The sequence below is a fragment of the Mesorhizobium sp. WSM3860 genome (assembly GCF_002294995.1).
In the GTDB taxonomy this organism is placed as follows: Bacteria; Pseudomonadota; Alphaproteobacteria; order Rhizobiales; family Rhizobiaceae; genus Mesorhizobium.
Window position 1 is genome coordinate 70,997 of the sequence record NZ_NSGF01000023.1, and the last position, 11,230, is coordinate 82,226.

General features: G+C 63.2%; 14 protein-coding genes. 5 read left to right on the forward strand and 9 right to left on the reverse strand.

Translation table 11 applies throughout. The features are described from left to right. The first annotated feature begins 12 nt into the window (after positions 1-12). The gene (locus CK220_RS26935; protein WP_066994400.1) at positions 13-372 is read left to right on the forward strand and encodes a tRNA-binding protein; all 360 of its coding nucleotides are present in this window, start codon (positions 13-15) and stop codon (positions 370-372) included. Here the strand turns inward: CK220_RS26935 and CK220_RS26940 are convergent. The 5 genes from CK220_RS26940 to CK220_RS26955 are packed head-to-tail and all read right to left on the reverse strand — an operon-like array spanning position 364 to position 4,336. Further along, positions 364-1,428, reverse strand: a complete 1,065-nt coding sequence (locus CK220_RS26940; protein ID WP_095814426.1) for a glycosyltransferase family 1 protein — start codon at positions 1,426-1,428, stop codon at positions 364-366. The genes CK220_RS26935 and CK220_RS26940 overlap by 9 nt on opposite strands. Continuing rightward, positions 1,416-1,577 (reverse strand): hypothetical protein, encoded by a 162-nt coding sequence (locus tag CK220_RS32125; protein WP_176479226.1) that lies wholly within the window; start codon positions 1,575-1,577, stop codon positions 1,416-1,418. The genes CK220_RS26940 and CK220_RS32125 overlap by 13 nt, the downstream gene beginning before the upstream one ends. A gap of 54 nt (positions 1,578-1,631) precedes the next feature. After that, on the reverse strand, positions 1,632-3,047 hold the full coding sequence (locus tag CK220_RS26945; protein ID WP_095814427.1) for an ATP-binding protein: 1,416 nt from the start codon (positions 3,045-3,047) through the stop codon (positions 1,632-1,634). 49 nt (positions 3,048-3,096) lie between these two features. Then, on the reverse strand, positions 3,097-3,816 hold the full coding sequence (locus CK220_RS26950; protein WP_095814428.1) for a response regulator transcription factor: 720 nt from the start codon (positions 3,814-3,816) through the stop codon (positions 3,097-3,099). Continuing rightward, positions 3,803-4,336, reverse strand: coding sequence for a MarR family transcriptional regulator (locus CK220_RS26955; RefSeq protein ID WP_095814441.1), 534 nt, complete (start codon positions 4,334-4,336; stop codon positions 3,803-3,805). Before CK220_RS26955 ends, CK220_RS26950 begins: the two co-directional genes overlap by 14 nt. 264 nt (positions 4,337-4,600) lie before the next feature. Here CK220_RS26955 and CK220_RS26960 point away from each other — a divergent pair, with 264 nt between their 5' ends. After that, positions 4,601-5,494 carry a branched-chain amino acid aminotransferase gene (locus tag CK220_RS26960; protein ID WP_095814429.1) on the forward strand — a complete coding sequence of 298 codons (894 nt, stop codon included), beginning with the start codon at positions 4,601-4,603 and terminating at the stop codon, positions 5,492-5,494. 346 nt (positions 5,495-5,840) lie between these two features. Beyond that, positions 5,841-6,482: an MBL fold metallo-hydrolase gene (locus tag CK220_RS26965; RefSeq protein ID WP_095814430.1), complete on the forward strand. Its 642-nt coding sequence runs from the start codon at positions 5,841-5,843 to the stop codon at positions 6,480-6,482. A gap of 66 nt (positions 6,483-6,548) precedes the next feature. On the opposite strand, the gene CK220_RS26970 is transcribed toward CK220_RS26965, so the two are convergent. The 3 genes from CK220_RS26970 to CK220_RS26980 all read right to left on the reverse strand — a co-directional run bounded on the left by CK220_RS26970 (position 6,549) and on the right by CK220_RS26980 (position 7,814). After that, positions 6,549-6,959, reverse strand: a complete 411-nt coding sequence (locus CK220_RS26970; RefSeq protein ID WP_095814431.1) for a BA14K family protein — start codon at positions 6,957-6,959, stop codon at positions 6,549-6,551. 191 nt (positions 6,960-7,150) lie between these two features. Continuing rightward, positions 7,151-7,363, reverse strand: a complete 213-nt coding sequence (locus CK220_RS26975) for a cold-shock protein (RefSeq protein WP_008877668.1) — start codon at positions 7,361-7,363, stop codon at positions 7,151-7,153. Positions 7,364-7,601: 238 nt separating this feature from the next. Continuing rightward, positions 7,602-7,814 (reverse strand): cold-shock protein, encoded by a 213-nt coding sequence (locus CK220_RS26980; RefSeq protein ID WP_006202520.1) that lies wholly within the window; start codon positions 7,812-7,814, stop codon positions 7,602-7,604. Between the two features lie 458 nt (positions 7,815-8,272). Here CK220_RS26980 and CK220_RS26985 point away from each other — a divergent pair, with 458 nt between their 5' ends. Beyond that, positions 8,273-8,683, forward strand: coding sequence for a Kazal-type serine protease inhibitor domain-containing protein (locus CK220_RS26985; RefSeq protein ID WP_095814432.1), 411 nt, complete (start codon positions 8,273-8,275; stop codon positions 8,681-8,683). A gap of 186 nt (positions 8,684-8,869) precedes the next feature. After that, the gene (locus CK220_RS26990; RefSeq protein WP_095814433.1) at positions 8,870-10,510 is read left to right on the forward strand and encodes a tetratricopeptide repeat-containing sulfotransferase family protein; all 1,641 of its coding nucleotides are present in this window, start codon (positions 8,870-8,872) and stop codon (positions 10,508-10,510) included. Between the two features lie 263 nt (positions 10,511-10,773). Here the strand turns inward: CK220_RS26990 and CK220_RS26995 are convergent, their stop codons facing one another. Continuing rightward, positions 10,774-11,127, reverse strand: coding sequence for a DUF1428 family protein (locus tag CK220_RS26995; RefSeq protein ID WP_095814434.1), 354 nt, complete (start codon positions 11,125-11,127; stop codon positions 10,774-10,776). Positions 11,128-11,230 lie beyond the last annotated feature (103 nt).

Consider the following 11,230-nt stretch of genomic DNA (forward strand, 5'->3'; position numbering starts at 1 on the left):
CCAACACCGCCGATGAGTTCCAGCAGCGAGCGCAAGCCCGAGATCAGCTTTGCCGATTTCGATCGTGTCGACATCCGTGCCGGCACGATCGTCGAGGCTGAGCCCTTCCCGGAGGCGCGCAAGCCGGCATTCAAGCTGAAGATCGATTTCGGCCCGGCTATCGGGGTGAAGAAGTCGTCGGCGCAGATCACCAAATATTATGCGCCGGAGACGCTGATCGGCCGGCAGGTCTTCGCGGTGGTCAATTTCCCGCCGCGCCAGATCGGCCCGTTCATGTCGGAAGTGCTGACGCTTGGCTTTCCGGACGAGGAAGGCGCCGTCGTGCTCGGGGCCATCGAGCGCAAAGTGCCGGATGGCGGGCGTCTATTCTAGGACAAGCCTGGGCCGGCCTGACGTTACCGCATCCTGATCGGCGCGTTTGCGCGGCATCCCCAGCGCTTCTTCGACCGCGTCGAGGAACATCTCGGCGCATGCCCTCCAGCTGTAGCGCAGGGCGCGCTGACGCGCCTCCGCGCGGTCAATGTGAAGCGCTTTGAGCGCCGCCTCGCGCAAATCCTCGGATACGGCCCCGCCGACCCCGTCGCCGACGATGTCGATCGGTCCGGTCACCGGATAGGCGGCCACCGGCGTGCCGCTGGCCAGAGCCTCGATGATGACGTTGCCGAAGGTGTCGGTGCGGCTCGGAAAGACAAAGACGTCGGCCGAGGCGTAGATTTCCGCCAGTTCGTCATTCGGACGATGGCCGAGGAAATGCGCGTTCGGATAGCGGGCGCTGAGCTTTGCCAGTTCCGGCCCCTCGCCGACCACCACCTTGCTGCCGGGGAGATCGAGATCGAGGAAGGCGGTCAGGTTCTTTTCGATCGCGACACGGCCGACGCAGAGGAAGATGGGGCGGGGAAAGCTGGTGTCCTTGCGTTTGTCCGGCCGGAAATGATCGGTGTCGACGCCGCGAGTCCAGGGCCTCAGCTTATCGAAGCCGCGCGAGGCAAGGTCGTCCGCCAGCGATTGCGTGGCGACCAGCGTGCCCTGTCCGGAATTGTGGAAGTCGCGCAGCCAGCTATAGGCCCAGCTCTCCGGAACCGGCAGGCGAGCGCTGAGATATTCGGGAAAACGCGTGTGGTAGCTGGTGGTAAAGGGACGGCCGGCCTTGCGGCAGTAGCGGCGCGCCATGATGCCGAGCGGCCCTTCGGTGACAATGTGGATGTGGTCGGCCTTGCGCGCTTCGATCAGCCGAGCGACATGACCGGGGGTTGTCAAGGCGAGCCGAATGTCCGGATAGGTCGGCAGCGGCAAGGTGCGGAAGATGTTCGGCGTCAGGAAATCGACCTGGACATCGAAGGATTTCAGCGTTTCGGTAAGCCGCTCCAGCGTGTGAACCACGCCGTTGACCTGCGGTCGCCATGCATCGGTGACCATCAGGATCCGCATGACAACCCTTCGCACAGATTCTTGAGCGCGCCGGCACGGTGGCGGAACGGCAGCCAGGCTGCAGCTCTCGCTTCGCTCCAGCGCACCCGGGCGGGTGCGGGATCGAAGCGGGGCGGCATGGCCGAATCGATAAAGGTCGCGCGCTTCATGCGCGCTCTTGAGCATGATTTCATGACGGGCCGATGAACGCCGTCTTTGCCCGATTAGGCTGGCACCTTGATCACGGCCCGCAGACCGCCCAGCGGACTGTCTTCAAGCATAATGTCGCCGCCGTGGCTGCGGGCGATGTCGCGGGCGATCGACAGGCCGAGGCCGGTGCCGCTGGCATCGAGGTTGCGCGCTTCGTCGAGCCGCAGGAATGGCTTGAACACTTCTTCGCGCTTGTCGGGCGCGATGCCGGGACCGTCATCGTCGATGGTGACGGTCAGCGAGCCGCGGCCGTGATTGGCGTGGACCTCGACCGTCTTGGCATATCGGAAGGCATTGCCGATGACGTTGGACATCAGCCTGGCAAAGGCGTTCGGCCGCACATGCACGGTCGGATCGCCGGTCAGTGTCGTCGACAGCCTGCATTTGCGCAGTTGCGCTTCCTCGCCAAGCTTCTGGAAATAGGCGTCGAGATCGAAGCGGCCGGTGTCTTCCGCCGCCTCGCCGCGGGCAAAGGAGAGATAGCCCTCCAGCATCGACTGCATATCGTCGATGTCCTGGTTCAGCGCGGCCTTGGTCTCGGCCTTGCCGCCGGCCAGTGCCAGCTGCAGCTTGAAGCGGGTCAGAATGGTCCTGAGATCATGGCTAACGCCGGTCAGCATGGCGGTGCGCTGCTCGATCTGGCGCTCGATGCGCTCGCGCATCTGGATGAAGGCGAAGCCGGCGCGCCGCACTTCCTCTGCGCCGCGCGGACGGAAATCGCGCGGCATCGGCCGGCCCTTGCCGAAGCTCTCGGCGGCTTCGGCCAAGGTCAGGATCGGCCTTATTTGATTGCGCAGGAAGGGGATGGCGATCATCAAGAGGACCAGCGAGGTGCCGACCATCCAGATCAGGAAGATATGGGTGTTCGAGGCATAGGCCTGGCTGCGACGCACGAAGACGCGCAGGACCTTGCCTTCGAGCTGGACGCGGACCTCGACGACGTTGGAGTTGCCGACCGTGTCGATCCAGAATGGACGGTTGATCTGCCGGGTAATCTCCGACGACAGGGCCGTGTCGAGGATTGAGAAGAACGGCTTCGGTCCGGGGGCCGGCAGGGGATCGGGCGGCAGCAGATCCACTTTCAGCTGCATGCGGTCTTGGGCGATGCGGATGATGTTGGCGTAATCGGCGTCGTGGGGATAGGTCTCCATCATGTCGATGATGGCAGCGATGTCGGCGATCGTCGCCTGCGACAGGCGTTGGGTGACTGTCTGCCAGTGGCGCTCCATGAAGACGAAGGCGACGACCGACTGCAAAAGGATCATCGGCGCGATGACGATGATCAGGGAGCGGGCATAAAGCCGCTTCGGCATGTAGAGCGCGACCAGGCGCCAGAACCGGTTCCAGGCGCGCGGCATCGCCCTCAACGTCCGCAAAGCGAGATCGCCGAGGCTCCCGGTCTTGGGCTTTTCCAGTTGCGTGGTCGCCATTCGCCCTTCCGCTCATCGATGGCCGTAGCAAAGGGCCGTCGAGAGTAGTCTATTCCACGCTGAGCCGATACCCAATACCGCGCACGGTCTGCAGCCACACCGGATTGGACGGATCGCGCTCGATCTTGCGGCGCAGCCGGTTGATCTGGACATCGATGGTCCGCTCGCCGACATCCGATTCGTCGCCGACGAGCTCGTGCCGCGGTATGGTTTCGCCCGCCCGGGCGGCGAAGATCGCCAGGATTTCCTGCTCGCGGTCGGTCAGCTTCAGCGCCTCGCCGCCACGCTTCAGTTCGCGCTTGGCGATCTGGAAGGTGTAGGGGCCGAAGACGAGCTGCTCGACTTTCGGCGTCGTCGCCGGGCCGCCGCGGCGCAGGATGTTGTTGATGCGCAGGATGAGCTCGCGCGGATCGAAGGGCTTCGGCAGATAGTCGTCCGCGCCGGCCTCGAGCCCGGTGATACGGCTGTCGGTTTCCGACAGCGCCGTCAGCATCAGGATCGGCACGTTCTTCTCGGCCCGCAGCGCCTTGGTGAGGTCGACGCCGGTTTCGCCGGGCATCATGACGTCAAGCACGAGCAGGTCGAAGTCCAGCCCGGCGAGCTTGCGCCGGGCCTCGCCGGAGTTGCCGGCGACGGTGACGCGAAAGCCGTTCTCGGACAAATATTGCTTGAGCAGATTGCGGATGCGGGTGTCGTCGTCGACCACCAGCAGATGCGGCGCATCATCGCCGGGCGCTGCCGGATGATCAACCTTCTCAGTGGTCTCCATTTTTCTTCCCCGATGTTTGCGCAGGCACAATGTTGATCTGCGCTCTAAGTTCCGGATTGACCATGGCCTCCAGGAATCTTTCGATCGAGGCGCGTTCGGCGGTCCCGGAATCCTCCAATGCAGCACGGATGCGGCGCGACTGTGGCCGTGCCAGCGCCAGTGCCAGCGCGCGGCCCTTGGCAGTCGGATAGAGCTCGCGCTGCCGGCGGTCGCGTAACCCTTGCACCTGGACGATATGGTCCGTGTCGATCAGCTGCTTCAACACCCGCGCCAGGCTCTGTTTGGTGATCTTCAGCACGTCGAGCAGCTCGGCAACTGTCAGGCCGGGCCTGCGGTTGACGAAATGCAAGACGCGGTGATGGGCCCGGCCGAAGCCGTAATCGGCAAGGATCTGGTCGGGATCGGAGGTGAAGTCGCGATAGGCGAAGAAAAACAGCTCGATGATGGCAAAGTCGATGCCGTCCTCGTCGGTGATCGCCGTCCTGATCGGTTTTCCGGCTGCGGAGCTTCGATCCGTCATCATTTCTCCAGGCCAAGCGGGGGAATTACGTCAGTACTGTTGACGTAATTTCCCGCAAATGATAATTTTTGACAAGCTTTTCGGCGGATTGCGAACGAAAAGGCAAACGGAAGCCGTTTTTCCGGAACTTCCTAAGTTTGCCATGGATTGAATATCCGCCTACGTTTCCAGGCACAGGCCGGCGGTTTCGGACCCAGTGGCGGGGCCGACACGAAAGGCCATATGACACAACGATTGGCGGGCGCCCGCCCGCGGGAGGTTTCCATGGCATCCGTTCCCTTCGATCAACTGGACGGCTTCATCTGGATGAACGGCGAGTTCGTCAAATGGGGCGACGCCAAGATCCACGTGCTGACCCATGGCCTGCACTATGCCAGCGCGGTCTTCGAGGGCGAGCGCGCCTATGGCGGCCAGATCTTCAGGCTGACCGAGCACAATGAGCGCCTGCATGAATCGGCGCGCCTGCTCGGCTTCAAGATTCCCTATTCGGTCGGCGAGATCGACGAGGCTTGCCGCTCGCTTCTGAAGAAGCAGGGTTTCCAGGACGCCTATGTGCGTCCGATCGCCTGGCGCGGCAGCGAGCAGATGGGTGTTTCGGCGCAGAACAACCGCATCAACTGCGCCATCGCCATCTGGCAGTGGCCGAGCTATTTCGACCCGGCGCAGAAGCTGAAGGGCATCCGTCTCGACGTCGCCGAATGGCGCCGGCCCGACCCGCGCACGGCGCCGTCCAAGTCCAAGGCCGCCGGCCTCTACATGATCTGCACGCTCTCCAAGCACGCCGCCGAGGCCAAGGGCTACGCCGACGCCATGATGCTCGACTGGCGCGGCCAGGTGGCGGAAGCCACCGGCGCCAACATCTTCTTCGTCAAGGACGGCAAGATCCACACGCCGACGCCCGACTGCTTTCTCGACGGCATCACCCGCCGCACCGTCATCGGCCTGGCCAAGGAGCGCGGCTTCGAGGTGATCGAGCGTGCCATCATGCCCGAAGAGCTCGATGGTTTTGAGCAGTGCTTCCTTACCGGCACGGCCGCTGAAGTCACGCCAGTCTCGGAAATCGGTCCGTACCGATTCGAGGTCGGCGAGATCGCCAAGACGTTGATGAACGACTATTCTGCCGCCGTGCAGCCAAAGCACGCCATCGCCGCAGAATAGCGATAGTCACAGCTGTTTTCTGCAATAGGGGGCGGTTTTCGGGCCGCCCCTTTTATTTAAGCGGCAGCGCAGAATTCGGCGCCTCATGGGCGCGGTCGGTCCGGCGACGGCAGCGGCAGCAGCCGGTGGGACCGGGCAGGGCGCTGAACATACAAAACAGCATCGTCGGCGCCGGCGGCAGTGCCATTCTGACGGTTAGTCGGCGACGTTTTGAACGCGATGCAGAAATTGGCCCGGCAAATTTCGGGCTTCGCATGGCGGCTATGGCTGTATTTCTTTCAGAGATCATCGGTGGACGCAGTCGGCTGTGCTCTCTACATCAGGGCAATACCTCGAAAGGAAAGCCATGGGTCAGCTCAATGCCGGCATCGTGCCGGTCACGCCCTTCCAGCAGAATTGCACCATTCTCTTCGACGTGGACGACAAACAAGGTGTCGTCGTCGATCCGGGCGGCGACGTCGACAAGATACTGGCAGTGCTTAAGGACAACGCGATCACGGCGAAGGCGATCTGGATCACCCACGGCCATATCGATCATGCCGGCGGCGCGATGGATCTGAAGGATGCACTCGGCATCGACATCATCGGCCCGCACGAGGCCGATCGGCCGCTGCTTGCCAATCTCGAGAACCAGGCCAGGCGTTTCGCGCTTACCGATCCGGCGCGCAATTGCATTCCGGACCGTTTCCTCGGTGAAGGCGACACGGTCTCGTTCGGAGAGCATTCGTTCGAGGTGCTGCATTGCCCCGGGCACGCGCCGGGCCATGTCGTCTACTACAACCGAGCGGCCAAATTCGCCCATGTCGGCGACGTGCTGTTTCGCGGCTCGATCGGCCGCACCGATCTGCCGGGCGGCGATCACGCCGCGCTGATCGCGTCGATCAAGGATAAGCTGCTGCCGCTCGGCGATGACATCGGCTTCATCTGCGGTCACGGTCCGGGCGGCCGCTTCGGCGAGGAGCGCCGGACGAATCCCTTCCTGGCCTGATCCTCTCCGCAAAGAAAAGAGCGCCGCTGGAGGGCGGCGCTTTTTTCCGGGCTGGAACCCTAAGTTTTAGTTGGCAACGCAGAAATACTGTTCGCCATCGTTGCCGGTGAACGTTCCGGTACGCGAGTTGAACGAGCGGTAGCGGTCCGAGCAATACTCGTACCATTCGCGGGTCCACGGCTCGGCATAGCGGTCGGCATAGACGACGCGCGGCTGTACATAGTAGCGGCGCACGGGCCGGTCGACATAATAGCCGTCATCGTAGGCTGGATCGTAGTATCTCGGCCCTGGGTTGCTGAGAGCGCTACCGATCAGGGCGCCCGCCGCCAGGCCGACAACGCCGGCGGCGACGGCGTCGCCGCCATGATGATGATGACGACGCCAGCGCCAATCGTCAGCATTTGCCGCCGAGAAGGTGGCCAAAGTGGTCGCGGCGACGCCGGCGGTCACAATGGCGGTCTTGAGAATTCGGTTCATTTTCGGTCTCCTTCGCGCCGCCCCGCGTATTTTCAGGGGATGCGGGTCGGCTTTAGCAAGGGTTAGTAGAAGACCGTGGCTGAACAGAGGCTGAACGGAACTGGGCGAACGATTTCGAGGCTCGAACAAAATTCCGAGCTCTGCCGGAGCGTCTCGCTGCTCAGTCTCCGTCGGATCTGTCTTGAGCCGGCTTAGCCGACAGACAGATTGACGGCCTTCGGGCCCTTGCCTCGCTTGTCGGGCTCGGTGTCGAATGTCACTTTCTGCCCATCCTCAAGACCGGGAAGGCCCGACGCCTGCACGGCCGAAATATGGACGAAGACGTCCTTCGCGCCATCGTCGGGCGTGATGAAGCCGAAGCCCTTGGCATGGTTGAAGAATTTGACGGTGCCGGTCTGCGGCATGGGAAGCTCCTTTGATCCCATCAAGTCAGTCTCGGGCCGGCAAATTGCCCGAGAGGAAATTTGTCCTTTATTTTAGCGCTATCGGCAAGAGAAAGTTTTCGCCTGCCAATCCAACTATTTGCCGGACAAAAAAGGGCGCGACGGAACCGTCGCGCCCTCGAAAACTCAAGCTTCCTGCGAAGCCCATTCATGAACCTGCCGCGCCATTGATCAGCGGAAGACAGGCAGCGTCGCCCGCTCAGGCGGCGCGGAGGTTGACCGCCTTCGGGCCCTTGCCCATACGGTCAGGCTCGACGTCGAAGGTGACCTTCTGGCCGTCGACGAGCGTGCGCAGGCCGGAGGCCTCGATCGCGGAGATGTGGACGAACACGTCCTTGGCGCCGCCGTCAGGCGTGATGAAGCCGAAGCCTTTGGTGGCGTTGAAGAACTTTACGGTGCCGGTCTGGGCCATGGGGGAACTCCTTCACCCGTATCAGTCTGGTGGGCTCGCCCGCTGCCTTGGGCTGATCCCGGTGTTGCTTCGGCAGTCATGCATTCGCGCATGGTCAAAGCCCCCGCCGAAAAACGGGGCCGTCAGAGATTCACACTATCGGGGAAAGGTCGTCCAAAACGTGCCGCTCTCCGGGTCGCAAATGCCCGAACACCAAATTTATTACACGGAAATGTGATGGTTGCAAGACTACACCGCGGGCAGCCCTCGGCACGCCCAACGCGAGGGCATCGATAGAACCCGGCGCCATGACCGGTCATCGGCCAGAAAAGAGCCAGGCATGGGCCAGTGCGAGACGCCGCTCGGCGACAAATTTCGGTACGGGCAAAGCACAAGCCGGGGTTGCGTTCGAGCCCAAAATGGCGAGGAATTGGGCGGGCTGGCGCGGCCGCGCCTGAGCCAGGATCGGAGAGGGACCTATGCGATTTCTTGCGGCAATCGTTTCGCGGCAGGGCCTTGTCGCCCTGCTTCTGTCGGCATTGCTGACGGCCTGTACCGTGGTCGTCGACGAAGGGCCCGGCCCACGCCCGCCGAGGCCGCATCCGCAGCTCTGCACCATGCAATACGAACCGGTCTGCGCAAGACGCGGCGGCGATCGCCAGACCTTCGCCAATGCTTGCCTTGCCGACAGGGCAGGCTATCGCATCGTGCGCGACGGTCCTTGCCGGGATGGTGGCGGTGGGGGCGGCGGCGGTGGCGGCGAGCAAACCTTCTGCACCCGCGAATACGCGCCGGTCTGCGCCAGGCGCCACGGCGAGGTGCGCACTTTCCCGAATGCATGCGAAGCCCGCGCGGCGGACTATCGCATCATCGGCGACGGGCCTTGCTAGCGAGGCCGGGTGCGTTTCGCATTGCGGGCAAGTCGTCGGAGCGCTGCCCACACACTTGCATCTCCCGCCCGCTTGGCTTAGGTCCGGCGGGCGGACAAACACGGCAGGTTTCCCATTAACAGAGATCAGAGAAGAGCGGCAAACGCGGGCGGCAAGGCCGGTTCGGCCAGCCCGCTCGATCCTTATGTGCAAAAGGCATTGCAACTGCACCAGGCGGGGCGCCGGCAAGAAGCGGAATCGCTTTACCGGCAGGTGCTGGGTCAACAGCCGAACCATGCCGCCGCGCTGCATTTCCTCGGGCTTCTCCTGCACCAGACCGGCCGCAGCGAGGAAGGGCTCGACCTCATCGAGCAGTCGGTGACGCTGCAGCCCCAAAATGCCGATTTCCTCAACAACATGGGCACGGTGATGCGCGACCTCGGCCGCGTCGCCGCCGCCGTCGATTTCTTCCGCGGCGCGGTGGACATCCGCCCGGACCAATTGGCGGCGCGCGACAATCTCGGCTCGTCGCTGAAGCAGCTCGGCCAGTTCGACGGCGCCGAGGAGATCTATCGCGGCACGATCGGCCGCAACCCGTTCCATGTCCGCGCCCGCATCGGCCTTGCCGAAACGCTGCAGGAAGCCGGGCGGCTGGACGAGGCGATTGCGCTCTTCCGCGAGTCGCTGTCGATCCGGCCCAAGGATGCCGAGCTGCTCTATGGGCTGGGCGTCGCCATGATGGAGAAGGGCAAGCTCGCCGAGGCCGCCGATCTTGCCCGCCAGGCGGTGGCGATCGCTCCGGCCATTGCGAAAGCCTGGCTGTTGCTGACCCAGGTCAAGCGCCAGACCGAGCGCGACGCCGAGCTTGCCCGCATGGAGGCCGAGCACGCCAAGGCGCCGCAGGATAGCCTTGCGCGCATGCAGCTTTCCTTCGGCCTCGGCAAGGCCAATGACGATCTGAACGATTATGGCCGCGCCTTCGACTATTTCGCCGAAGGCAATGCGATCCGCCGCAAGGGCATCGACTACGACCCGGTGAGAACGCGCGACGAGTTCGAAGCGATGAAGGCGGCCTTCGACAAGGCCTTCTTCGAAAAGCGCAGGCCGAGCGACATTTCCGACGACACGCCGATCTTCGTCGTCGGCATGCCGCGTTCCGGCACGACGCTGGTCGAGCAGATCATCGCCAGCCATCCGCAGGTCTTTGGCGCGGGCGAGCTCAGCATCCTGAAGACGGTCGTCGGCAAGCAGTTTCCGATGAGCATGCCGGGCGGCTTTCCATCAGGGATAGCCGACATGCCGGACAAGGGCTTTGCCGAGGCCGGGCAGGCCTATGTCGAGATGCTGCACAGCCGCTATCCGGGCTTCCGCCATGTCACCGACAAGATGCCGGGCAACTTCCTGCTGGTCGGCTTCCTGCACATGATGCTGCCGAACGCCAAGATCGTGCATTGCGCGCGCGACGCGGCGGCCACGTGCCTGTCGATCTTCAAGGTGCATTTCCGCGGCGACAGCCACCGCTACGGCTACGATCTCGGCGAACTCGCCGATTTCCATAACCTCTACACCGACATCATGGCGCATTGGCACAAGGTGCTGCCCGGCGTCGTGCACGACGTCCGCTACGAGGATTTCGTCGCCGATCAGGAAGGCCAGACGCGGGCGCTGATGGCGCATCTCGGCCTGCCCTGGGACGACAAGGTGCTGTCGTTCCACGAGACCGACCGGCCGGTGCGAACGGCATCGGCCGCGCAGGTGCGCCAGCCGATATATCAGGGCTCGGTCGATCTGTGGAAGCGTTATGGGGAGCGGCTGAAGCCGCTGCTCGACAAGCTCCAGAACGGATAGGGCGGCATTACACTGGTGGGCCGCTTGCTCCGAGTCATCGCAGGCCTTCGAGATTAGCCGCCGCCTCGCAACCTCGTCATTCCAGGGCGAAGCAGGAGCGAAGCTCCGTCGCGGAGACCCTGGAATCCATGCCGTTACCTGCGCGAAGATTGCAGCGGAGCAGAATTCTGGACCGTAGCGGCGCCTCTATGTCACGGCATGGATCCTCGGGTCTGCGCAGGAGCTCCGCTCCTGCTCCGCCCATGGATGACGACTTCGCGCGACTACAGCTCCACGAACGGCTGGAAGCCGCCGAAGATCATGCGCTTGCCATCGAACGGCATCGTCGGCCAATCGGCTTTCAACCGCTCGTCGGCCATGATCTTGGCCATGATGGCGTCGCGGCTCTGCCTGTTTTCATAGACGACCCAGGCGAAGACGACGACTTCGTCATCCTTGGCCTGGACGGCGCGCGGGAACGAGGTCAACTCGCCATAGGGCACGTCGTCGCCGATGCATTCGACATAGGCGAGCGCGCCGTACTCCTTCCAGATGGCGCCGGCCTGTGTGGCCATTTTCTTGTAGTCTTCGAGATTTGCCTTCGGCACAGCGAGCACGAAGCCATCGACATAGGACATGGTGAACTCCTTGGTTGGGTGCGGCTTGTCCAGCCGATAGATGGGTAACACTTTGAACCGGATACATGGGTTACAGTTTTCCCCCTGAGTTGCTGTCCGCCGC